The 23,683-nt window shown below is 70.3% G+C and carries 19 protein-coding genes and 1 pseudogene; 13 read left to right on the top strand and 7 right to left on the bottom strand.

Features of this window, described 5'->3' with window-relative positions; translation table 11 throughout:
- Window positions 1–55 precede the first annotated feature (55 nt).
- Window positions 56–1,208 (top strand): annotated as a pseudogene (locus HUS23_09120) (toxic anion resistance protein).
- A 67-nt stretch (window positions 1,209–1,275) separates the two neighbouring features.
- Window positions 1,276–2,418 (top strand): hypothetical protein, encoded by a 1,143-nt coding sequence (locus HUS23_09115; GenBank protein QKT03963.1) that lies wholly within the window; start codon window positions 1,276–1,278, stop codon window positions 2,416–2,418.
- 70 nt (window positions 2,419–2,488) lie between these two features.
- Here the strand turns inward: HUS23_09115 and HUS23_09110 are convergent, their stop codons facing one another.
- A complete protein-coding gene (locus HUS23_09110) occupies window positions 2,489–3,199 on the bottom strand; it encodes a glutathione S-transferase (protein QKT03962.1) in 711 nt (236 codons plus the stop codon).
- Between the two features lie 148 nt (window positions 3,200–3,347).
- Here HUS23_09110 and HUS23_09105 point away from each other — a divergent pair, with 148 nt between their 5' ends.
- The gene (locus HUS23_09105; protein QKT03961.1) at window positions 3,348–4,343 is read left to right on the top strand and encodes an LLM class flavin-dependent oxidoreductase; all 996 of its coding nucleotides are present in this window, start codon (window positions 3,348–3,350) and stop codon (window positions 4,341–4,343) included.
- A gap of 235 nt (window positions 4,344–4,578) precedes the next feature.
- Window positions 4,579–5,217 carry a hypothetical protein gene (locus tag HUS23_09100; GenBank protein ID QKT03960.1) on the top strand — a complete coding sequence of 213 codons (639 nt, stop codon included), beginning with the start codon at window positions 4,579–4,581 and terminating at the stop codon, window positions 5,215–5,217.
- Window positions 5,218–5,251: 34 nt separating this feature from the next.
- Here HUS23_09100 and soxR read toward each other — a convergent pair whose 3' ends face one another.
- Window positions 5,252–5,713, bottom strand: coding sequence for a redox-sensitive transcriptional activator SoxR (gene soxR / locus HUS23_09095; GenBank protein ID QKT03959.1), 462 nt, complete (start codon window positions 5,711–5,713; stop codon window positions 5,252–5,254).
- An 86-nt stretch (window positions 5,714–5,799) separates the two neighbouring features.
- On the opposite strand from soxR, the gene HUS23_09090 reads away from it, so the two are divergent.
- Complete coding sequence (locus tag HUS23_09090; GenBank protein ID QKT03958.1) at window positions 5,800–6,375, top strand: NAD(P)H-dependent oxidoreductase; 576 nt, start codon at window positions 5,800–5,802, stop codon at window positions 6,373–6,375.
- Between the two features lie 22 nt (window positions 6,376–6,397).
- On the opposite strand, the gene HUS23_09085 is transcribed toward HUS23_09090, so the two are convergent.
- A complete protein-coding gene (locus tag HUS23_09085) occupies window positions 6,398–6,748 on the bottom strand; it encodes a hypothetical protein (protein QKT05028.1) in 351 nt (116 codons plus the stop codon).
- 553 nt (window positions 6,749–7,301) lie between these two features.
- On the opposite strand from HUS23_09085, the gene HUS23_09080 reads away from it, so the two are divergent.
- Window positions 7,302–8,504 (top strand): NnrS family protein, encoded by a 1,203-nt coding sequence (locus HUS23_09080; protein ID QKT03957.1) that lies wholly within the window; start codon window positions 7,302–7,304, stop codon window positions 8,502–8,504.
- A 12-nt stretch (window positions 8,505–8,516) separates the two neighbouring features.
- Here HUS23_09080 and HUS23_09075 read toward each other — a convergent pair whose 3' ends face one another.
- Window positions 8,517–9,263 (bottom strand): SDR family oxidoreductase, encoded by a 747-nt coding sequence (locus HUS23_09075; protein ID QKT05027.1) that lies wholly within the window; start codon window positions 9,261–9,263, stop codon window positions 8,517–8,519.
- Between the two features lie 170 nt (window positions 9,264–9,433).
- On the opposite strand from HUS23_09075, the gene HUS23_09070 reads away from it, so the two are divergent.
- A complete protein-coding gene (locus HUS23_09070; protein QKT03956.1) occupies window positions 9,434–10,093 on the top strand; it encodes a protein-L-isoaspartate(D-aspartate) O-methyltransferase in 660 nt (219 codons plus the stop codon).
- A gap of 40 nt (window positions 10,094–10,133) precedes the next feature.
- Here the strand turns inward: HUS23_09070 and HUS23_09065 are convergent, their stop codons facing one another.
- Together HUS23_09065 and HUS23_09060 are read right to left on the bottom strand one after the other, a co-directional pair.
- On the bottom strand, window positions 10,134–10,820 hold the full coding sequence (locus tag HUS23_09065; protein ID QKT03955.1) for a hypothetical protein: 687 nt from the start codon (window positions 10,818–10,820) through the stop codon (window positions 10,134–10,136).
- A complete protein-coding gene (locus HUS23_09060) occupies window positions 10,798–13,248 on the bottom strand; it encodes an AAA family ATPase (GenBank protein QKT03954.1) in 2,451 nt (816 codons plus the stop codon). The genes HUS23_09065 and HUS23_09060 overlap by 23 nt, the downstream gene beginning before the upstream one ends.
- Before the next feature lie 136 nt (window positions 13,249–13,384).
- Between HUS23_09060 and HUS23_09055 the strand changes: the two genes are divergently transcribed.
- Window positions 13,385–14,071, top strand: coding sequence for a hypothetical protein (locus HUS23_09055; protein QKT03953.1), 687 nt, complete (start codon window positions 13,385–13,387; stop codon window positions 14,069–14,071).
- 17 nt (window positions 14,072–14,088) lie between these two features.
- Here the strand turns inward: HUS23_09055 and HUS23_09050 are convergent, their stop codons facing one another.
- A complete protein-coding gene (locus HUS23_09050; GenBank protein QKT03952.1) occupies window positions 14,089–16,716 on the bottom strand; it encodes a PAS domain-containing protein in 2,628 nt (875 codons plus the stop codon).
- 422 nt (window positions 16,717–17,138) lie between these two features.
- Here HUS23_09050 and cfa point away from each other — a divergent pair, with 422 nt between their 5' ends.
- From cfa to HUS23_09025, 5 genes are all read left to right on the top strand, one after another.
- Window positions 17,139–18,299, top strand: coding sequence for a cyclopropane fatty acyl phospholipid synthase (cfa, locus tag HUS23_09045; GenBank protein ID QKT03951.1), 1,161 nt, complete (start codon window positions 17,139–17,141; stop codon window positions 18,297–18,299).
- Between the two features lie 92 nt (window positions 18,300–18,391).
- A complete protein-coding gene (locus HUS23_09040; GenBank protein QKT05026.1) occupies window positions 18,392–19,003 on the top strand; it encodes a TetR family transcriptional regulator in 612 nt (203 codons plus the stop codon).
- Complete coding sequence (locus tag HUS23_09035; GenBank protein ID QKT03950.1) at window positions 18,996–20,117, top strand: efflux RND transporter periplasmic adaptor subunit; 1,122 nt, start codon at window positions 18,996–18,998, stop codon at window positions 20,115–20,117. Before HUS23_09040 ends, HUS23_09035 begins: the two co-directional genes overlap by 8 nt.
- Window positions 20,117–23,212 (top strand): efflux RND transporter permease subunit, encoded by a 3,096-nt coding sequence (locus HUS23_09030; protein ID QKT03949.1) that lies wholly within the window; start codon window positions 20,117–20,119, stop codon window positions 23,210–23,212. The genes HUS23_09035 and HUS23_09030 overlap by 1 nt, the downstream gene beginning before the upstream one ends.
- Window positions 23,212–23,661 carry a hypothetical protein gene (locus HUS23_09025; protein QKT05025.1) on the top strand — a complete coding sequence of 150 codons (450 nt, stop codon included), beginning with the start codon at window positions 23,212–23,214 and terminating at the stop codon, window positions 23,659–23,661. The genes HUS23_09030 and HUS23_09025 overlap by 1 nt, the downstream gene beginning before the upstream one ends.
- Window positions 23,662–23,683 lie beyond the last annotated feature (22 nt).

The following is a 23,683-nucleotide window of genomic DNA, read 5'->3' as shown; positions in this document are numbered from 1 at the left end:
CGCACGATCCGCGCGTCTGCCGCGGATCGTGCGCAGCCTGGCAGGAGGTACGCTTATGAGCAACGCCGACAAGCCGTCAGTCGACGCCCATCTGGGGCTGTCCGTACCGCCGTTGGAGAGCGTGGCGCCGACCGAGGCGGCCGCGCCCGAAACCGACGTCGCGGCGGCGGCGGAGCGTTTCGTGCGCGAACTGCTCGCGGCGGGTGCGCCGCCGCCGCGGGAGGCGGTGGACAGCATGGGCATCGAGGTCCAGCGTCAGGCGGCGCGCCGCAGCACCATGCTGCAGGCGCCGATCCGCAAGCTCGCCCACCAGGGCGACGAGGGCGGGCCGGTCGCCCAGGCGCTGCTCGACCTGCGCGCCAAGATGCAGGCGCTCGACCCCGGCCGCCATGATCTCTCCACCGGCACGCTCGCGCGCGCTCGCGTTCGTGCCGGGCGTCGGCAACCGCCTGCAGCGCTACTTCCACAAGTTCGAGACTTCCCAAGAGGCGCTGGACGCGATCATCCACGACCTGGAGGCGGGCCGGGACATGCTGCGCCGCGACAACCTCACGCTGGCCGACGACCAGGAGGCGCTGCGCGAACTGCTGGTGCAACTGCGCGGGCAGATCGCGCTCGGCCGGGCGATCGACACGCGCCTGGAGGCGGAGGCGACGCGCCTGGCCGAGGGCGACGAGCAGCGGCGCTTCATCGAGGAGGAACTGTTGTTTCCGCTGCGCCAACGCATCGTCGACCTGCAGCAGCAGCTCGCCGTCAGTCAGCAGGGCATCCTTGCGCTGGAGGTGGTGATCCGCAACAACCGCGAACTCATGCGCGGGGTCGATCGCGCCATCAATGTCACGGTGTCGGCGCTCAACGTGGCGGTGACGGTGGCGCTGGCGCTGGCCAACCAACGCCTGGTGCTGGATCGCGTCGAGGCGCTCAACACCACCACCGCGCAGCTCATCGGCGGCACCGCCCAGGCACTGCGCAGCCAGGGGGTGGAGATCCAGAACCGCGCCGCCACCACCGTGCTCGACATGGAAACGCTGCGCAAGGCCTTCGCCGATGTGCTCGGCGCCATCGACGAGGTGGCGCGCTATCGGCGCGAGGCACTGCCGAAACTCGACGAGCAGATCGACCGCATGGAGGCCCTGGCGCGCGAGGGCGACGCCGCCATCGCGCGCCTGGCGCAGGGCAACGCCGCCAAACCGGGGGATGCCGTGTAGCCCAGCTCAGCGCCCTTCACCTATGCTTGCGCGACACATGCTGCCGCACCTGCCCAAGGAGTCCTTCATGCGACGCAATGCGCTCCCGCTCGGTCTCATGCTCGCGCTGCTGCCCCCCGCGACCCTCAGTGCCGCGGAACCGGGCACGGTGAGCGTCGGCGGCGACGCGCGCGGCGGCTACTTCAGCCGTGAACGGGACGATCGCGACGGCGCCAGCAGCGACGACAGCGATTGGCGGGTGCGCCTGCGTGCCGGCGTCACCTGGCAGGCCACCGAGGCGCTGAGCACCAACGCACGCTTCGCGGGGCGCTATTCCACGCACGACACCAACAACGAGCACTTCGAGTTCTTCACCACCATTCCCGCCGATGACGGCCTGCGCTTCGGCGACTCGACGCTGGACGAGCTCTACCTCCGTTACCAGCCCAGCGCGCGCTGGGACCTGAAGCTGGGCCGCATGCAGACCAAGTTCGAGCTGGAGGGCGTGGCCAAGAAGTCTCTGAGCCGCAACGACTCGCCCAGCACCGACATCACCTGGACCGACGGCCTCCACCTGCGCTACACGGACCTCGGCGGCTGGGACTACCACGCCATCCTCCAATACAGCGAGGCGGAGGGCCCGACCACTGTGCGCCGCGCGCCGCTCGCGTTCACGGACGCGGCCAGCCGCGCCACCTATTACATCGGCATGGAGCACAAAGACCCCGAGGGGCTGCTGCTGCAGCGCGGCTGGGACATCACCTACATCCCGCAGGCCCTGCACTCGGAGGGCGTCGGTGCGGGGCCGACCGACGACTATGTGGCCCTGAGTGGCCGGCTCGCGCTGCAGTGGCCGCTGACGCACGGCATGCGTTTCGTCTGGGCCGGGGAAGCGGGCTACGCACCCACCCGGCCGACCGAGGCGGCGATCGGCCTGCCCGGCGTCGGCGACGCCAGCGGCACCGCCTGGCAGACCTCGGTCAATCTGATGGATCTGGCGCCGGGCCACAACATCGGCGTCGTCTACGGGCAGGTCGGCGGCGGCTGGCTGCTGTCGCCCGACTTCGGCAACAACCAGGAGCTGCTGGAGGCGCGCTATCAGTGGCGCCTGTCCAAGACGCAATCGTTCGAGGCGCGCATCCGCGGGCGCCGCGATCTCGAACGCCACGCCACCGCGCTGCGAAAGCGCGAGGACACCGACTACTACCTGCGCTACACGCTCACTTTCTGAGCGCGCGAGTACGGGCGGATCACAGTAGCCCGCCTAGTGCAGATTCTCGTTCCTCTCACCCGCTCCTGGGTCATGCATCCAGTTCGGGATAGTGCCGAAAGATCCCGTCTTCGTTGAACGGAATGCGCCGCTCGGAGGCGAGGTAAGCCGCCACACGTGGGCGCTCGGCCACGCGCGCATGCAGCGCCACCAGTGCCGGGATGGACGGCGCCAGGCGCGCCATCATTCGCGGGAACGCATAGCGCAGCCCGTCGATGATCTGGAACATCGACAGATCCACATAGCTCAGCCGACGGCCGCCCATGTAGCCGCGCCCCCCGCCGTTGCGCGCGAGTACCGTCTCGAAGTAGCCGAGCAGTTCGGGCGCGCGCTCGGCGGTGAAGTAAGCCGCCCGCCGGCGCGCCTCGCGCTTTTGCTCGTGGTAATAGAGGCTCGCGCCGGCCGGATGGTGCGTCTCGTGCACGTCCACCACCAGATCCTCCACGGTGAGCTGCAGCTGATGCAGCCATCGCCGCGTCGCCTCGCTCGGCGGGGCGAGTCCGAGGCGCGGCCCGAGGAAGTCGAGGATGTTGGCAGTCTGCGCAATCACCTGCCGCCCGGCGCGCAGAAACGGCGGCGCGAACGGCGGGCGCGGCGTGTCGGCATCGTTCATTATCGCGAGCATGGCGTCGATGTCGGTGCGGGCGACGTCCACGTAATCGGCGTCCGCCGCCTCCAAGGCGAGGCGCACGAACTCGCCGCGCCCCTGGATCTCCGGCCAGTAGTAAAGCTCGTAGCGCATCGCCCCCGCCCGTGAGAAACACCCGTCCCGAGGATTTCCAACTATAGACGCGGGGCGCCGCGCCTGGGCCCACGCCGCTGGCTGGCCGACGCACGCCGCGGCGGCTACCCTGAGCGCTCCCCACCGCAACCGGGACGATACGCACGAAATGACCGCCTTCTCCATCCTGGATCTGGTCCCCATCACGGCCGGTGGCGACGCCGGGCGGGCGCTGCGTGAGTCCTTGGACCTTGCTCGCCACGCGGAGGATTGGGGCTATCGGCGCTACTGGGTGGCCGAACATCACAACATGCCGGGCATCGCCAGCGCCGCGACCGCCGTGGTGCTCGCCCACCTGGCGGGCGGTACCCGCCGCCTGCGGGTCGGCGCCGGCGGCATCATGCTGCCGAACCACGCCCCGCTGGTGGTCGCCGAGCAGTTCGGCACCCTGGAGGCGCTGTTTCCCGGGCGCATCGATCTCGGCCTCGGGCGCGCGCCCGGTACCGATGCGGCCACGGCCCGCGCCCTGCGCCGCGACCGCCTGGGCGATGCGGACCGTTTTCCGGAGGACGTGGCCGAACTGCTGAGTTACCTGGCCGATCCCACCCCGGAGCAGGCCGTGCGGGCGATTCCCGGCGCAGGAACGAAGGTGCCGGTGTGGATTCTCGGCTCCAGCCTGTACGGGGCGCAGCTCGCGGCATCGCTGGGACTGCCTTATGCATTCGCCTCGCACTTCGCCCCGCAGCAGCTGATGGACGCGATCGCCCTCTACCGCGCACGCTTCCGCCCCTCGGCGTATCTCGAGCGCCCCTACCTCATGCTGGGTTTCAACGTGTTTGCCGCCGACTCCGACGAGGAGGCGCGGGTGCTCGCGACTTCGATGCAGCAGGCCTTCGTCAACCTGCGCCGCGGACACCCGACGCCGCTGCCGCCACCGATCGCCGACTATGAGACGCGGCTCGATGCCGCCGAGCGCGTGCTGCTCGACCACGTATTGGCCTGCTCGGCAATCGGCGCGCCCGCCACGGTCGCGCGCGAGCTGAGCGCGTTCATCGAGCGCACCGCGCCCGACGAACTCATCATTGCCACACAGATGTTCGAGCATCGCGCGCGCCTGCGCTCCTACGAAATCACCGCCGAGGTCCGCGACCGGCTTCAGACCTGAGTGCCGCCGCGCCTACGCGGCCGCGACCGGCGCTGCTCGACCTCGGTGACACGCCGCGCAAGAAAGCGCCGCAAGACTGCGAAGAAGGTGGGCACCCGCGAGGACATGTGACGCACGTCCTTGGTCGTCAGCTGCTTCTTGTACTACCTAGTGGATCGGGCGGACAGGGCGACGATGCGCAGCGAGTCACGCGGTGCCTTGTCCTTGACCACCACCAAGGACCAAGAGGATAACAATGCCATTCCACAAAAAAGCATGGATCGGCGCCTGCGCAGCCGGCGCGTTCGCCCTGTCGGGGCTGGCGCATGCGGATGGAAATCGCTATGAGCGCGAACGCAACTACCATTCCGAGGTGAGCGTATCCGAGGCCTATGTGCTCACCACCTACGGGCGGCAGAACGGCGCCGACAACGCCGGCACCCCCAACCCGGTACTGCTCGACGTGCGCAGCATCGGCGAGTACGTGGCAGGCCATCCCGACAAGGCTTTGCACGTACCGTACCCGCGCATCCACCCCACGGTCGATCCGACGCTATCGAATGAGGAAAAGGCCCGACTGCTGGTCGAGGGCGTGAAGGCCGCGGTGCCCGATCTCGACACCCCGCTGCTGGTGCTGTGCCGTACCGGGGCGCGCAGCATCGCTGCCGCGAACATCCTCACCGAGGCCGGCTACACGCATGTGCGCAACATCTGGGAGGGTTTCGAGGGCATGCCCAAGACGGGCGTCAACGGCAACCTGCTCGACCTCAACAACGACGGTGTCATCGACGAGCGCGACTGGGACGGCTGGAAGAATTTCGCCGGCCTGCCCTACAGCACCAAGCTGCGTCCGACCCTGATCTACCAGCCCCTGCAGCACCTCTACTACGAGTAATCACCGCGCGGCGGGAGGACGGCCTCCCGCCGCGTCACTCGCGCGCGGCCGGATCGAGCAGGCGTGGCCCCGCGCCCTCTGCGGCCAAGGCATCGTCCGGGTTCTGTAACGGGCAGACCTCCAGCGACAGGCAGCCGCAGCCGATGCACTCACTCATTTGATTGCGCAGGCGCGTCAGGCGCTCGATGCGCGCGTCGAGCTGCGCCTTCCAGGCCGCCGACAGGCGCCGCCAATCGGCGCTGGTCGGCGTGCGGCTCTCGGGCAGCGCGGCCAGCGCGGCACGGATCTCCTGCAGGGTAATCCCGGCCCGCTGCGCCACCTTGATCACCGCCACCCGCCGCAACACCTCGCGCGGATAGCGCCGCTGATTGCCCGCGTTGCGCCGACTATGGATCAAGCCCTTGCGTTCGTAGAAGTGCAGCGTCGAGACCGCCACGCCGCTGCGCGCGGCCACCTCGCCGACCGACAGTGCCTGCGCATGTTCCCGGTTCGGCATCGGCTCGCCCTCTCTTGACCTTAACCTTAGTTGAGGTTTTACAGTGCCCCACCAGACGACGCAACCGCAAAGCAGGAGACATCGCCGTGAAGCCACGCATCAAGCTCGCCATGATCTACGGCAGTACCCGTGAGGGGCGCCTGGTCGAGACGGTCGGCCGTTGGGCCGGCTCGCACATCGCCGCCCACGGCGCGTTCGAGCTGGACGTGATCGACCCGCTGGCGCTCGCGCTGCCGACCCATCCGGCCCCCGACGACCCCGCCAGCGGCGAGTTGCACCAGCGCCTGGAGGCGGCCGACGCCTTCGTGATCGTGGTGCCGGAGTACAACCACGGCTATCCGGCTCCCCTGAAGGCCCTTATCGACGCGGCCTACACGCCGTGGCAGGCCAAGCCGGTGAGCTTTGTTTCCTACGGGGGGTTGTCGGGCGGGCTGCGCGCGGTGGAGCAGCTGCGGCAGGTGTTTCCGGAGTTGCACGCGGTGACGCTGCGCGACGGGGTCTGCCTCCCCAACGTGTGGGAGCAGTTCGATGCCGCGGGCAACCTGCACGCGCCGGCGCGTTACGAGCGCGTGATGGCGACCATGCTGGAGCGTCTGCAGTGGTGGGCGCGGGCGCTGCGCGAGGCGCGCCACGCCGCGCCCTATGCGGAGGTAGCGGCGTAGCGACGCGCCGGAGGCGCGCCGCTCAGGTCGAGGCGGCGTGCTCCGGCGCCCACACGCGTCGGCGGTGATGCAGGATGACGCCCACGCCGTGGCGCTTGCCGCGCGGCAGGGCCCGCACGATGGCCTGACCCAGACGCCCCGGCAGGCGCTCGTACAGGCGCGCCACCGAGTAGGCGGGCAGACTGCCCGCCAGGCGGGCGGCATCCTGCACCCGGACGCGCTCCAGCACCTGCACGCGCGAATCCTCCGCCAACTGCAGAAAACGCATGCGCGCGGCCCCATAGGCGCCCTGGCGCACGGCGCGGTCGACGTTCTCCACGGCCGCTTCCACGTGCGGGTCGTGCGTAGCGCGATCGCCGCTGGCGATCCCCATTCCCTGCTTGCTCAATTCGGTCATTGCGTCGGCTCCTCTACCCGCGGACGGCGGGGGATCAGGTGCATAACGAAGTGCGAAGACCGTGGCTCGGCCGGACACGGCCGCCGCAGAATGCGGCAGCCGCGCGGTGTGGCGGGCATCGCCCGATCATGCCGTGGTACGGCACGTCGGAGCGCGCCCGAACGGTCACATGACCGCGGTGGGGGGCTGGCTCCGACGGACGCGCCGCCACGACGTGAGGCCGGCGGCCTTCGCGCGCGTAGGGCTGGTACTGCAACTGTCCATCGAAAAGCGATGCCTCTGTGGCCAGACAAGCGCCCGCGGCCGGAGCCGTGAGCGGGCGCAGAATATAGCGAACCACCGCGGCGGGTTCAACCAACCGGCGGCGGCGCGCCGGCCGCTTCGCCTCCCCGACCCCGGCAACTTGCAAGATTGGGAACCCGCCCGCAGTTTCGTCCCCGTCCGCCGAGCGGCTTGGTATCGCCGCCGCAGCCGCTATAAGATGCAGATGAGATACCTCTTTGATCGGCCCCCGCCCACCGGAGACGCCATGCCCGCTCCCAAGCCCGCTCCCGCTGCGCGCCCCCTTCGGCGCGTGCTTTTCCAGCTCGGCTTTCGGCCGTTCTTCCTGCTCGCCGGGGTGTTCGCGACGCTCGCGGTGGCGGTGTGGGGCGGGCTCTACTTCCAGCCCGCGGCCGCCGCCGGACTGCCGCTCGCCCCGCCGCTGTGGCACGCGCACGAGATGGTGTTCGGTTACACCCTCGCGGTCATCGCCGGCTTTCTGCTCACGGCAGTGCGCAACTGGACCGGCGTGGACACCTGGCACGGGCGGCCGCTGCTGGTGCTCGCCCTGCTGTGGCTCGGCGCGCGCGCGGCGGCCATGGTGCCGCATCCCGCCGCGCTGGGGGCGATGGCACTGCTGGACCTGGCCTTCAATCTCGCCCTGGTCGCGGCGGTCGTGCAGCCGGTGGTGAAGGCTCGCCAGTGGCAGCAGAGCGGCATCGTCGCCATGCCGGCGCTGCTCACCGTGGCACACGCGCTGTTCTATCTCGGCGCATTCGGGCTGCTCGCGGCCGGTCCCACCCTCGGACTGCACCTCGGCCTGTACCTGGTGGTGCTGTTGATCCTGGTGATGAGCCGGCGCGTGGTGCCGTTCTTCATCGAGCGGGGCGTGGAGGGGCCGGTGCAGCTCACGACGCGGCCGTGGCTGGAGCTCGCCGTCGTAGGGGCCATGGTGGCGTTTCTGCTGGTGGAGACGCTGCGGCTGTCGCCGGCGCTCGCGGGCAGCCTCGCGCTGCTGCTGTTCGCCCTGCAGGCCCTGCGCCTGTACGACTGGCACACGCCCGCGCTGTGGCGCAAACCGCTGCTGTGGAGCCTGTACCTCGCGCTCGTTTGGATCGCGGTCGGTTTCGCGTTGAAGGCGGCGAGCGTGTTCGCGGCGGTGCACCCCTCCCTCGCGCTGCACGCCCTGGCCTACGGCGGCATCGGGCTCATCACCCTCAGCATGATGAGCCGGGTGGCGCTCGGCCACACCGGGCGCGACGTGGCACGGCCGCCGCGCATCGTCGGGTGGCTGTTCGCGGCATTGATCGCCGGCGCGGTGGTGCGGGTGCTGCTGCCGCTGGCGTGGCCGGAGTTCTATGGCCTGTGGATCGGGCTCTCGCAGGTCCTATGGATCGTGGCCTTCGGGCTGTTCACCGCGACGTATGCGCCCATGCTGCTGCAGCCGCGGATCGACGGGCGCCCCGGCTAAGGTCACTGCCCCTCACTGGGCCAGATAGCCGCCATCCACCGGATAGTAGGCGCCGTTTACGAACGAGGCCTTGGGCGAACTGAGCCACACCACCAGTTCGGCGACCTCCTCAGGCTTGCCGAGCCGCCCGACGGGGTGCCGGTCGATCAAGGACTGGTAGACGGCCGGGTCCTCCTCCAACTGCGCGATCATGGGGGTATGGATAAAGGCCGGTCCGACGGCGTTGATACGGATACCGCGCGCGGCGTGATCGAGCGCCGCGGCCCGGGTTAGACCCACCACCCCGTGCTTGGCAGCGGTATAGGCAGGCGCACCGGCGAAACCCACTTGGCCGAGGATGGAGGCCATATTCACAATGGCACCGCCGCCGCCCTTCAGCATGGCGGGGATCTGCGCCTTCATGCAGTAGAAGACGCTGGAGAGGTTGATCCCGATCACCCGGTCCCAGCCGGCCACGCTGTAGTCCGCAGTCGGGTTCTGCTCGCCGGCGATGCCGGCGTTGTTGCAGGCCGCGTCGAGCCGCCCAAAGGCCGCCAGCGTCTCGTCCACCAGCGCCGCGCAGGCCGCGGGGTCGGCGACGTCGGTGCGCACGAACTGCGCCTCGCCGCCCGCCTCGCGCACCTGCCGCACGGTCCCCTCACCACCGTCCTCATCAAGATCCGACACCACCACCCGCGCCCCGGCGCGCGCATACAACAGCGCGGTGGCGCGGCCGATGCCCGACGCCGCGCCCGTCACCAACGCCACCTTCCCGTCCAGTTCTGCCACCTTGCTCCTCCTGATTCGCGGCGCCCGCGGCGCCCACACGCCGGGAAGCACGCGCTTCCCAATGCGTAAGTATGGCTAAGCTGCAGCGCCGCCGACGCCCGGCTTGCAATCCCGTCCCACGCGACCTGTTATGGAGGTAACGGGACCACGGACTCGAACTCATGCGCAAAACCCCGGACCCGCGCGTCCAGGCCCTCATCGAGTGCCTGGCGCGGGACTTCAAGGAGACCGCCGGCAGCACCGGCCTCGCGGCGCCCGACGCGCGCCTGGTGGCGGCGCTGCGGCGCGTGCCGCGCGATCGCTTCGTGCCGCCGGAAAGCCGCGCCTATGCCTGGGAGAACACCGCGCTTCCAATAGGGTACCGCCAGACCATCTCCCAGCCGTTCATCGTCGCGCTGATGACCCAGTTGCTCGACCTCGCCTACGGTGCGCGGGTGCTAGAGATCGGCACCGGCTCCGGGTATCAGGCGGCGGTGCTGGCCGAACTCGGGGCCGAGGTGTACAGCATCGAGGTGGTGCCCGAGCTGGCCGCCGAGGCCGACGCGCGGCTGAGCGAGCTCGGGTACGGGCGCGTACACGTGCGTGCCGGCGACGGACGCGAGGGCTGGCCGGAGGCCGCGCCGTTCGACGCCGTCATCGTCACCGCCGGCGGCGAGGGGGTCCCCCCCGCCTTGGTGCAGCAACTGAAACCGGGCGGGCGGCTGGTCATGCCGGTGGCGCGCGGCGGCTACGCCCAGGAGCTTGTGGTCGGGGTGCGCGAGCCGGACGGGGGGATGACCACTCGGGACGTGCTCGCGGTGGCGTTCGTGCCCCTGATCTGAGGGTGCGGCCCCTGGCCGGGCGGCGCCCCGGCGTCCCGCCTCACCCCACCAGCAATACGGTGCAGTCCAGGCGCGCGAGCAGCGGCCGCAGCGCCGCGAGCCGCTCGGCGGCCGCCCCTGCGGGCAGGATCAAGACCCGAGGCCGCAACGCCGCGATCTGCGGCATCAAGTTGTCCACCGTCGTCGGCACCATCATCGGGTTTGGATCCAGTGCCAGCGCCACCCGGCGCGCCAGCCGGCCGCGAGGGCCGTCCGCGTCGACCACGACCACGCGCTCCGCCGATTCGACCGGTGTCCGCACGACCAGGCGATGGCGCTCCTGATGGCCCACCACCAGCACGCCCGGCTCATCCGGCTCGGTCAACACGGTCTCCCAGCGGGAGCGGGTCAGGGTATGCAACGACCAGTTGATGCGCGCCGGCGCGGCCAGTTCGGCGAGCAGGACGTGCACCTCCGCCGCCACGGCATGCAGCTGACGCTGCATGGTCGGCGCGTTCAGACGCCGCTCAGCGCCCGCGAACAGGCTCACTTCGGCGGCGAACGGCAGGCCCGCGGCGCGGCCGAGGGCGACGTGCTGCACCAGCATCGCCTCGAGATCGGCCTGGAACTGCCTCGCCAGCGTGACGGCCGTCTGCAGCGCGGCGCGCGCGCCGGCGGCCCCATCGAGCGTAAGCCGGATGCGCCGCGGCGGCCGGTCGCCGTCGTCAACGAGGGGTGCCGTCGTCACCGTCGCGCCCTGCATAGGCCTGGCGCAGGCGCGCGAACTCGAGCAGCCGCGCCTGCACCCGACCGTTCACGCTGTCCGGCGGTAGCCGACCCTGGGCATCGGCGCGCCCTGCGGCCCGGTCCGTGAGCAGCGCCAGCGCCTGATCCACGTGCGCCACGGCGTGGACCTGGAAGCGCCCCTCGCGCGCGGCCGCCACCACGTCGCGACGCAACATCAGGTGCGGGCGATTAGCGGCGGGAATGATGACGCCTTGCCGGCCCGTGAGCCCGCGCTCGGCACAGACATCGAAGAAGCCTTCGATCTTCTCGTTGACCCCGCCGATGGCCTGCACCACGCCGTGTTGATTCACCGCACCGGTGACGGCCAGGCCCTGATCCACGGGCGCGCGCGCCAGCACCGACAGCAGCGCGCAAAGCTCGGCCACCGAGGCGCTGTCGCCTTCGACCGGCCCATAAGACTGCTCGAAGGTCAGGCTGGCCGCGAGCGACAGCGGCAGGTCGGTGCTGTAACGCCAGGCGAGGTAGGACGACAGGATGAGCACGCCCTTGGAATGTATGGCGCCGCCGAGCTCCACCTCGCGCTCAATGTCGACCACGTGGCCCTCGCCGAGGCGCGCGGTGGCGGTGATGCGCGCCGGACGCCCGAAACTGAAGTCCCCCAGGCTGTGCACGGCCAGGCCGTTGACCTGCCCGACTTTCGCCCCGTCCAGATCCACCAATTGGATGCCGCGCGCGATCTCCTCTTGCACGCGCTCGCGGATCCGACTCAGGCGCTCGATGGCGGCTTCCACAGCCCGCTCGACGTGCTCGGCCTCGATGCGCGCCGCCCCCGCGTGACCCGCCCAGTAGTCGGACTCGCGCAGCAGATCGGCCAAGCCGCCCATGTGCAAGGACAAGCGCTCGCCGTCGGCAGCGCGGCGCGCGGCCTGCTCGATGACCCGCGCCACCGCCGCGCGCGTGAGCGGGCGCAGGGCCCACGCCCGCTGCTGCATGGCGATCAAGCGGGCGTACTGGCGCGTGGCGTCGGCGTCGCGGTTGATGTGCTCCGAGAAGTCGGCCGCCACCTTGAACAGGCGGCCGAACTCGGGATCGTATTCCTGCAACAGGTAGTACAGCAGCCGGTCGCCGATCAGCACCACCTTGAGGTCGAGCGGTAGCGGCTCGGGCTCCAGGGTGGTGGTGCCGGCCAGACTGAGCATGGTCTCCAGGGACTCGATCCGCACTTCGTGCGCGCGCAGCGCGCGCTTTAGCGCCGGCCAGGCGAAGGGATGAGTGAGCAGCTTGTCGGCATCCAGGACCAGGTAGCCGCCGTTGGCGCGCGCGAGCGCGCCGGCCTTAATGAGGGTGAAGTCGGTGACCAGGGTGCCGAAGCGGGCGGTGTGCTCCACCCGCCCGACCAGGTTCTGATAGGTCGGGTTGTCCTCGTAGACCACCGGCGCGCCCTGGCTGCGGGCATGGTCGACCAGCACGTTGATCTTGTAGCGGTTGAGCTGGCGTGCCGCCTGGCCGGCCGGCTGCGGCCCCTCGCCCGCCTCTTCCCCGAGGCTGCGGATCTGCTCCGCGTTCTCCAACATGTCCCGGCGCATCGCGTCGATGTAGTGCAGCACGTCGGGCAGGTCGCGATACTTTCGACACAGCTCGGCCAGATGCTGATCCACAGTCAGTCCCGAAATGCTCAGATTCAGCTCTTTCTGGCGCTGACGCATCTCGCGCTGCCACTGGGGCTGCTGCGCGATGAGCTGCTTGAGCTCCTGTTTCAGTTCCTCGACCGCCGCCTCGATCGCCTGCTGGCGCGCCTCGGGCAGCTTGTCGAATTCGGCGGGACTCAGCACCTCGCCCTTGTGCAAGGGGGCGAGGGTGTAGCCGGAGGGGGTACGCAGCAGCGCCACTTGCCGCCCTTCGGCCTTCTCCCGCAGGGCGTCGAAGGCCGCCTCGTCACGCGCCTTCAGCTCGTCGTGGATCTCCTGCAACTGCGCGCGATAGGCCTCGCTCTGAAAGGCGGCCTCCAGCCCGGAGATGATGTCCTCCACCACCTGCTGCATATCCTGGCGCAACGCCTGCCCCATCCCCGGCGGCAGGCGCAAGGCGCAGGGGCGATGCGGGGCGTCGAAGTTGTTGATGTAGCACCAGTCGTTCGGCACCGGCCGCGAGGCGGCGGTGTCCGCGAGCAGACGGTTGACCAGCGTGCGTTTGCCGAGTCCGGTGGAGCCCAGCACGTACAGGTTGTAGCCCTCGTGGGGCATGTCGAGGCCGAAGTTCAACGCGTTCAAAGCGCGCGCCTGGCCGATGACGCCTTCCAGGTCGGTCAGTTCCTCGGTGGTCTCGAAGTGAAGCTGCGCGGGCGCGCAGGCGTGGAACAGGGCCTCCGGCGGCAACGCGGTGTCGCGGCCGTCTTGCGTGCGTGCGTGCTCCCCTCGACGGTTCGACATTGACGGCGGCGTTCCCTTCCGTGGCGTAGCCCTGCCCAGCAACATAGCAGATGGGCCGAAGCGTGCGGCGGATTGCGCGGGGCATGCAACTGACTAAGCTTCGCGGGTGGAGCAAGCCATGGATCGGGGAGGCTACATGCTCATTCGAACGCTACATCGGATCGGCGGCGGCCTGTCGCTCGCCACCGGCGCGCTGTTACTCGCCCTGCCGGGCACGGCGGTCTTCGCCCAGGCACTGGGCGACGGCGCCGGCGAGCCGGCCGCCGACGGGTACTGGGGGGAACCGCCGCCGAGCACCGAGGCGGAAGGGGATGCCGGGGCCGGCGGTTGGGACGAGGGGGCGGACACCCTGCCGGAGGAGCCCACCGGCGAGCAGGATCAGATGCGGGTGCCGTTCAGCGGCGGCCTGGACCCCGCGCCCGGCACCGAGCCCTATGAGCCGCCGAGCTATGCGACACCGCTACCCGAGGCCGAAGGCCCGGCCGACTATGGCGCGCCCAGCTGGGTGCCGGGCGGCGCCGAGGCTTACCCGGCGCCGGGCTCACTGGGCGGGCCGGGCACGCCGGCGATGCCCGACCCCATGGCGCCGCAGGGGAGCGACCCCGGCGAGACGGCCCCGGATGGAGACGCCGGAATGGCGACGCCCGGCGCGCCGCTCGGGGGCGATCCGCCTGCGGGCGGCCAACCGGGCGGGGCCGGAGACGCACCCGACGGGATGGAGGCACCGGGCGGAGACCCGGCAGGCGGTGCGTCTGGCGAGGACACGTTGCCCCGGAACCAACCGGCGGCGCCGTCCACCGAATCGTTCGACTTCGGCCCCTGAGGCGTGTCGCACCCGCCTCAGGAGCTGTCGCCGGAGGCGCGCTGATCGGGCTCGCCGGGGTGCCCCTCGGGCGCGGCCGCCAAGGTGCGGGTCAGCGCCTCCAAGGTGGGCGGCTTGACGAGGTGCTCGTCGAAACCGGCCTCCTTGGAGCGCGCCCGATACTCCTCCTGCCCGTAGCCGCTGACGGCGACTAACCGCGCGCCACTGCCCAAGGCCGCCCTTAGCGCGCGCGCCACTTCGAAGCCGCTGATGTCAGGCAGACCGAGGTCGGTGAGCACCACGTGGGGCCGGAACGCCTGCGCTTGCGCAATCCCGTCGTGACCAGTGGATGCGATCCGCACCTCGTGGCCGAGCGTCGCCAGCAACATCTCCATGGATTGCGCCACGTCGGCGTTGTCTTCGATGAGCAGCACCCGGCGGGGCGCCGCGACCGGTAACGCGGCGCTGCACGCGGCGGGGGGCCGCTCCAGCTTGGCGAGCGGCAAGGACAGGACAAACTCGCTGCCTTGGCCGAGACCGTCGCTGTGCGCGGCCACACTGCCGCCATGCATCTCGACGAGGCGTTTGACCAGATTGAGACCCAATCCCAGCCCGCCGCCCGATCGATCGAGACTCGCGTCGGCTTGTTCGAACAAATCGAAGATACGTGGCAAGTAGCTCGGCTCGATGCCGATGCCGCTGTCACGCACGCGGATGTTCAGCCGATCGGCGTCGCGCTCGAGCGAGAGATGCACCGTCCCGCCGCGCTCGGTGTATTTCGCCGCATTGTCGAGCAGGTTATCGACCACCTGGACCAGGCGACCCTCGTCGGCATCGACGACCAGCGCCTCTTGGGGCAGTGCCACCTCCAGGGTGACCCCGCGCGCTTCGAAACGCGGCCGCGCATGGTCAGCGCTCCGGCGCAGCACTGCGCCCACCTCGACCGGGGCCCGGCGCAGCTGGATGCGGCCGCGATTGATGCGCGCAATGTCGAGCAGATCGTCCACCAGATGAGTAAGGTGCGCCGCCTGGCGCTCGATCACGCCCGCGGCCCATGCCACGCGGCCGCCCGGCTCCACGCCCTCCATGCGCAGCACCTGCACGGCATTGGCGATCGGCGCCAACGGGTTGCGCAACTCGTGCGCCAGCATCGACAGGAACTGGTCCTTGCGCCGGTCATTCTCCCGCAGGGCCTCCTGCTGACGCTTCTGGTCGGTGATATCGGTCGAGATGCCGCACACGGCATAGATGTTGCCCTGTGCGTCGCGCAGGGGGAACTTGGTCGAGACGTAGGTGCGCGACTCGCCATCGATTTCCGCGCTCTCCTCGAAGTCGTGGGGCTCGCCCGACTCGATGACCTTACGATCGTTGGCCTGCATCTGAGCGACGGCCTCGGCGGGCAGCGCGCGCTCGCGGTCCGTCAAGCCGAGCAGTTCGTCGGCGGTCGTCTTGAACAGCTCGAGGTAGCTGCGGTTGGCCAGGATGTAACGGCCCTGCAGGTCCTTGATGAACAGCACCACTGGCGAGTTGTCGATGATGGCCTGTAGCCGCGCCTCACTCACCCGCAGGGCCGCTTCGGCCTGCTTGCGTTCCGTAATGTCGCGTTCGATGGCGGCCACCGCCGTGACCCGCCCCTCGGGATCGCGGATCGGCGCGGCACTCAGCAGGATGTCGATGAGGCGCCCGTCCTTGTGCCGGCGGACGGTCTCGTAGCCGTCGATCGCCCGCCCGGCGCGCGCTTCGTCAGATATCCACGCCGTCTCCGATTGGCGGCCGGGGGCGGTGAGGCATTCAATGGAGGCGCCCACCATCTCCTCGGCGGTGTAGCCGTACACGCGCTCCGCGCCCGGATTCCAGCTCGTCACCTTGCCATCGAGATCTTTGGTAATGATCGCTTCCTGGGCGGTGGTGACGATGGCGGCCAGGTGGGCGTCGCGTTCGTCGAGGCGCCGACGCTCGCTGAGATCGACGATCACCGCCGATACGCCTTCGATCTGCCCGCCGCGGCGCACCGGGAAAAAACGCACCCGGAGGAACCGTGTGCCGGCCTTCGCGAGCGGCACGTCGCGCTCGAACTCCACGGTCTCACCGGCGAGCGCCCGCTGGAGCTGCGGCTCGATGAACCGGTAGGCCGCCTCCCCCACCAACGTCTGCACGGGCCGGCCGCAGATCGCCTCGACAGGCTCGCCGAACCACTGCGCGTAGCCGGCGCTGACGTACCGATAGCGCAGGTTCCGGTCCAGATAGGCGAACAGCATGGGCGCCGCATCGGTGATCCGCCGCAGCAGATCCTCACGGTCCTCGATCTCGCGCCGGCTCTCGCCGACCGAGAGCATGCTGGCGCGCAGGCGCAGCACCAGCAGCACGATGAGGGCGGCGGCGAGGTAGAACAGCAGGATGCTCGCCCACAGCTCCGGCGGCCCGAAGGCCATCTGGTCTCGCGACGACAAGAACAAGCTTTCGGCCAACAGGCCGCCGACCAGCAGCGTGAAAACCGCCGGACCGACGCCCGCGTACAGACCGACGATCGCCACCGCGGCGAAATATGTGGAAAAGGTAACGCCTTGGCCCAGATAGGGATCCAGGACCCAACGCAGCACCGTGGCCACCACCAGCGCCGCCACGGCCAAGCCGTACCGCGCGAGGGGCCGCTGTAGTGTTTTCATGTTCCGCTCCCTGGTCCGCCGACCGCCATCCGCGCCGGCGGCCGGGCCTCGGCGGCGACGCCGCCGGAGGTGGGGATATGGTGTCATTCGGGATGCGCCATTGCAAAAACACGGCGCGCCGGGCGTACGACTGGCCAAGGCGGCGGGCACGCCGCGCGTACCAATCAGAAGATCAGGATCGGGTAACCCGCGGCCGCCAAGGCACGCAGGCTCGGCCGGCCGGCGTCTCGTTCACCCCGCGTTGCTATGGCTAAGCACGCTGCTACAATCACTTAGACTCGATTTGCCGACATCGAACATTGCTCCGGAAGCGCGATGGCGGCTTGGTTCCACCAGGTTCAGCGAGGCCCCCCCACCCGGTACAGAACATCCGAAAACCCGCCGCCGCAAGAAACCGTCGATAGAAGAAAGCGAGGTAGCCGATGAACAAGCCCGTCCTGTCCCCGAGCGCATCCCGAGACGCCTCCGGTCAGCTACAGGCGCTGGAGGCGCTGCTTGAACTCGCCGAGATCCGCTTGTACGGATCGCGTCCCTGGGACATCGAGCTCCACACGCCCGAGGTGGCCGCGCGGGTGTTCGCGGGCGGCAGCCTCGCGCTCGGCGAGAGCTACATGGCGGGTGAGTGGGATGTCCCGCAACTGGACGAATTCTTCTTCCGCCTGCTGCGCGCCCGCCTCCACGCGCGCGTGCATCCGCTGCGCCTCGCGTGGCACGCGCTGCGGGCCCGCTTGGTGAACCTGCAGACGCCGCAGCGCGCAGCCCAAGTGGGCGAGGTCCATTACGACCTCGGCAACGACCTCTACCGCGCCATGCTCGATCGCCGCATGACCTACACCTGCGGCTACTGGGCCGAGGCGCGCACGCTCGACGAGGCGCAGGAGGCCAAGCTCGATATGGTCTGTCGCAAGCTCGGCTTGCGCCCCGGCATGCGCGTGCTCGACATCGGCTGCGGGTGGGGCAGCTTCATCAAGTACGCCGCCGAGCATTACGACGTCGAGTGCCTGGGCGTAACCATCTCCAAGGAGCAGGCCGCGGTCGCGCGCGAGGTATGCGCCGGATTGCCCGTCGAGGTACGCCTGCAGGATTACCGTGACCTCGCGGGGCGCTACGACCGTATCGCGAGCATCGGCATGTTCGAGCACGTGGGGCGCAAGAATTACCGTACCTACATGCAAGTCGCCGCGCGTTGCCTGAAGGACGACGGGCTGTTCCTGCTGCACACCATCGGCAAGAACCGCCGCAGAAACGTGCCCGACCCGTGGCTGGACAAGTACATCTTCCCCAATGGCGACCTGCCCTCGCTGGACCAGATCGCCGAGGCGGTGGAGGACCTGTTCGTGATAGAGGACCTGCACAACTTCGGCGCCGATTACGACAAGACGCTGATGGCCTGGCATAGCAACTTCGAGGCGGCTTGGCCGCAGCTCGCCCACTACGGCGAGCGCTTCCGCCGCATGTGGCGCTACTACCTGCTGTCCTGCGCGGGTGCGTTCCGCGCGCGCGCGGTGCAGCTGTGGCAGCTGGTACTCGCCAAGCCCGGCCTGCTCGGCGGCTACCGGCGCCCGCAAGAACGCCGCACCTGACGACGCGCGGGAACGCTCCCGCGGCGCCGCCCCCTTGCACCTCGGGCGGCAGGGCCATACAGTTGTAAGCAATCAATCGCTTTCAAAGGGCCATCATGCGCAAGTCGAGCGAGGAGCGCCGCGAGGAGATCGTGCAGGCGGCGCTGGACCTGGCGGGCGAACGCGGGGTGAAGCAACTCACCACGCAGGCGATCGCGGAAAAGGTCGGCATAGCCCAACCCACGATATTTCGCCACTTCAAGACCCGCGATGCGATCCTGCGCGCGGCGCTGGAGTGGATCGGCAAGAGCCTGCTGGCGGCGCTCACCCCGATCCTGGCGGGCGGCGGGCCGGCCGACGCGCGGCTCAGGCAGCTGCTCGCGCGTCAGCTCCAGTTCATCAGCCGTCGCAAGGGCTTGCCGCGCCTGTTGTTCTCCGAGCGCCTGCACCTGGAGGATCCGCAGCTGAAGGCGGTGGTGCGCCGCATCATGGACGCGTACACGGCGCGCGTGGCGACCCTGTTATCCGAAGGGGTGGCCGAGGGGCGCTTCCGCGCGGATCTGGACCCGGAGGAGACCGCGCGCCTCATCGTCGCGCTGGTGCAGGGTCAGGTCATGCGCTGGTCGCTGACCGATTTCGATTTCCCGCTGGCCAAGCAGGGCGAGGCCTTGTGGCGCCTGCTGGGACCTGCCTTGCTGGCGCCCGGGGTCGCGTCCGATGAGTGATCGCACACCACCGCTGTCCCGCGCGCAGCGCATCGGCGCGGGTGCGCTGCTGTTGCTGTTGGCGTTGTGGGTGGGCTTGGCGGCCGCCCAGCGCATCGGCGACCGGCTCGACCCCGTGCCGGCGCGCGAGCGTCCGCCGCTGGCGGTAGAGGTGGTGGCCGTCCAGAGCCGCCCCTTGAGTGTGCAGCGTCATTACAGCGGCAGCGTGGAGAGCGACGTGCGGGCCGTGATCTCGGCGCGCGTGGCCGGCCAGGTCGCGGAGGTCGCGCACCGCGAGGGCGCGCGCGTGCGCCAGGGCGAGCCGCTGGTGCGCCTGGACGACACCGAGCTGCGCCACGAGCTCGCGCGCCTGGAGGCGGTAGCCGAGCGGCTGGCGGCGGAACTGCGCCACGCGCGCCAGGAACTCACGCGCGAGGAGGACCTGTATCGGCGCGACATGACGCCCGAGCGCGTGCGCGACGAGGCGCGGCGGGGGGTGACCGTGCTGGAGGGCCAGGCGCGCGAGAATCAGGCCGCCTTGGCGGCGGCGCGCACGCGCCTCGCCTACACGGTGGAGCACGCCCCCTTCGACGCGGTGGTGCAGACCCTGCACGCGCAGCCGGGCGAGTTCGCGGGCGCGGGCCGCGCCCTCATCGAACTGGTGGCAACCGAGCCGCTCAAGGCGGTGTTCGCCGTGCCGCAGCGGGACGCCGCCGCCCTGCAGGCCGGCTCGCGCGTCGAGCTCACGGTCCCCGCGCTGGACGGCACGTGGCCGGCCCGCGTCGACCGCGTGTACCCCGCGCTCGATGCCGCCACGCGCAGCGCGACCGCCGCGGCGCTGTTCCTCGAGGCGCCGCCCGGGCTGCGCCCCGGCATGGCCGTCACCGCCCGCGTCGAGTTGGAGTCGGTGGACGCCCTCGCCGTCCCTGCCCAGGCGGTGCACGGCAGCGCCGGCGACGCCTGGGTCTACATCGTGGAGGACGAGGTCGCGCACCGCCGCGGGGTCGTCACCGGTCCGACCCGTGACGGCCTGACCTGGATACGCGAGGGCGTGGAGCCCGGCGCCCGAATCATCGTCACCGCCGACCCCCGCCTGCGCGACGGGGAAGCGGTGCGCGCGACGGAAGCCCGCTGATGAACTGGCCGCAGTGGGTGCTGCGCTACAAGCACGCGGTAATCGCGCTGCTGCTTGCGGTGCTGGTGCTGGGCGTGCAGGCGCGTTTCGAGTTGCCGGTGCAGCTCTTTCCCGATACCGACCCGCCCACGGTGACCGTGATCACCGAGTATCCCGGCATGGCGGCCGCCGACGTGGACGCGGAACTCACCAAGCTGCTGGAGGAGGAGGTCGCCAGCATCGACGGCGTGGTGCGCATCGCCTCCAGCAGCCAGGCGGGGCTGTCGGTGGTGCGTGTGGAGTTCGTGTACGGACGCGAGGCGGCGCTCGCGGCGGTGGACGTGCAGAACGCCATCAGCCGCATCCGCCGCCAACTCCCGACCGGCATCGGCGAGCCGCAGGTGCTGGAGTTCTCCACCGCGGACAAGCCCATCGTGACCGCCGCGCTGCGCGGGCACGACCTCCCGCTGACCGACGTGCGCGAGCTCGCCGACAACGCGGTGCGCGAGCGCCTCGAGCGCGTGCCGGGCGTGGCCGCGGTCGACGTGTTCGGCGGCTACAAGCCGGAGCTGCACGTCGCCCTGCGGCGCGACCGCCTGGAGGCCTATGGGCTGGACATGGACCGTGTGGTGCGCGCGCTGGCCGATTGGAACCTCAGCGCGCCGGGCGGGCGTGTGCGCCACGGCACGCTGGAGAGCGTGGTGCGTTTCGACGCCCCCATCCGCGGGGCCGAGGACGCCGCGGGCATTGTGTTGGTCGCGGACGGCGGGCGCCGGGTGCGCGTGGGGGATGTCGCGGACGTGCGGCTGATGCCGGGCGAGGCGCGCGCCGCCTACCGCCACAACGGCGAGCCCGCCATCGCGGTGCAGATCCTGAAGCGCGGCGAGGCAAACACGGTGGAGGTCGCGCGCGCGGTGCGCGAGGCGCTGGCCGAGCTGCAAGACGCGCTGCCCGCGCTGGAGATCGCGATCGCCGATGACGACTCGGTATTCACCGAGCACGTGATCGCGGACATGACCCGTACGGTGATGATCGCCATCGCCCTCACCGTGCTCATCGTGCTGCTGTTCCTCGCCAATCTGCGTCAGGCCGCGATCATCGGCCTGTCGATCCCGGCCGCCTTCCTCGCCACCTTCGGCCTGATGCAGCTCGCGGGGCTGGACCTCAACATGGTCACGATGTCGGCGCTCATCCTCGCCATCGGCCTGCTGGTGGACGATGGCATCGTGGTGCTGGAGAACATCCACCGGCACATGGACGCCGACAAGCCGCCGCTGCAGGCGGCGGTGGACGGCACCGCGGAGATCTTGACCGCCAAGCTCGGCGGCTCCCTGACGACCTTGAGCGTGCTCATTCCGCTGGTGTTCCTGGGCGGCTTCGTGGGGGAGCTGTTCCGCCCGCTGGCCCTCACGCTGGGCTTTGCGCTGAGCGCCTCGTTCGTCATGTCGGTCACGCTCATCCCGCTGCTCGGCGCCTACTGGCTGAAGCCGACGAGCGCGCGCCCCAAGCGCCCGCTCGCGCTGCGCGTTGATCGCACCCTGCACGGCACGCGCGTGTTCTATCTGGCCGGCCTGCATGCGGCCATACGCCACCCGGTCGCGACGCTCGTGCTCGCCCTGCTGCTGCTCGCCGGCTCGCTCGTCATGCTGCGCGTGAACGGCAGCGAGATGCTGCCGCGTTTTGACTCCGGCAGCTTCCGCGTGCTGGTCGACCTCGCGGCGGGCAGCACCTTGCAGGACACCGCGCGGGCCGCGGCGCAGGTCGAGGCGCACCTGCTCGCGCAGGACTACACCACCGGCGTCAGCGTGCGCATGGGCCACGAGCCGGCGGCGCGCGCGCTCGGCGACCGCGGCGCGATGGCGGTCAACCAGGCCGAAATCACCGTCAATCTCACCCCAAGGACCGCGCGCGCGGTGAGCCAGTGGACCATCATGGATCAGGCCCGCGACGTGCTCGAAGCCATCCCCGGGGTCACGTTAGGTGCGCCCAAGGAGATGGGCGGCACCGCGCGCGCCGGCACCGCCGCGCCCATCGTGGTGCGCGCGAGCGGTACCGAGCCCGCCGCGCTGGACGCGATCGCGGACGCCCTGCTCGCGCGCCTGCGCGACGTGCCCGGCATCACCGACCTCTACAAGGACTGGGGCGTGGATACCCCCGAGCTGCATGTGCGGCTCGACAACGAGCGCGTCGCGGAGTTGGGCCTGACCGGCGTGCAGGTGGCCCAGGCCGTGCACCGCGCCGTGGACGGCCAGGTGGCGACGCCGTTTCGCCAGCCCCTGCGCCGCGACCTGCAAGTGGTGGTGCGCTACGCCGAAGGCGATCGGCGCTACGCCGAGCACCTGGAGGACGTGATGCTGCGCACACCCGTGGGCGCGGTCCCGTTGCGCGAAGTCGCCGCCTTGGAGCATCGCTTGGGGCCCCGGGTGATCACCCGCGAGGACGGTCAGCGTACGCTGGAGGTGCTGGGCTTCCATCTCGGTCGCCCGTTGTCCGAGGTCGTCGCCGACGTGCAGGCGCGCCTCGCCGCGTATACCCCGCCCCCCGGCTACACGGTGGTGCTGGCCGGTGAGCAAGAGGATTTCACCGAGGCGCAGGCCCGCATGGTGCGCGCCATGGCCTTCGCCGCGCTAGCGGTGTACCTGCTGCTGGTGATCCAGTTTCGCAGTTTCCGGCACCCGGTCACCGTGATGAGCGCGATCCCCTTGCAGTTCATCGGCGTGGCGGCGGCGCTGCTGATCGCCGGCAAGTACGTCTCCATGCCCGCGCTGCTCGGCATCATCCTGCTGGTCGGCATCGTGGTGAACAACGGCATCATCCTGCTCGACTTCGCGAATCAAAGACGCGCGGCGGGTCGCGCCTTGCAGGACGCCATCGCCGACGCGGTGGAGGCGCGTTTCCGTCCCATCATGATGACCGCGCTGTCCACCATCGCCGGCATGCTGCCGCTCGCGCTGGAGATGGCGGTCGGCGCCGAGCGCTTCTCGCCCATCGCCACCGTAATCATCGGCGGCGTGGCGGCGGCGACCGTGCTCACCCTGGTGGTGGTGCCCAGCCTGTACGTGCTGCTCGAGCGCCGCCGCGCGTCGGAGCCAGACGGCGAGGGCGCGGGCGCGTGATCCTGCGCACGGTGCACGCCGTGGCGGGGGCGCTGGTGTTCGTGTTGCTGCTCGCGTTCTTGGGGACGACGGTGGTCGCCGAGTTGTTGCTCACGGAGCAGGCCTTGGTGTGCGTCAAGCGCGCCATCGCCTGGGCCATGGCGCTCTATGTGCCGCTGCTCCTGCTCACCTGGGCGAGCGGCGCGGCCCTGGGGCCGGCGGACGATCCGGTGGTCGCGCGCAAGCGGCGGCGCACGCACCTCGTCGTGGTGAAAGGCGTGGTGGTGCTGGTGCCCCTGGCGATCTTTCTCTACCTGCGCGCGCGGGCCGGCGCGGTCGATGCCCTGTTCTACACCGTGCAGGCCGCCGAGCTGGTGGTGGGCGCGGCCAACGCGGTCCTGGTCGGACTGAACATCCGCGACGGCGTGCGCCTGCGCGCGCGGGATCGCCGGCTCGGCGGGCGGGCATGAACCGTTGGGGATGACTCCCGAT

The organism is Ectothiorhodospiraceae bacterium 2226 (assembly GCA_013348725.1).
Lineage (GTDB): Bacteria > Pseudomonadota > Gammaproteobacteria.
Note: the sequence above shows the minus strand (reverse complement) of the source record. Positions and strands in the feature narration are given on the sequence as shown.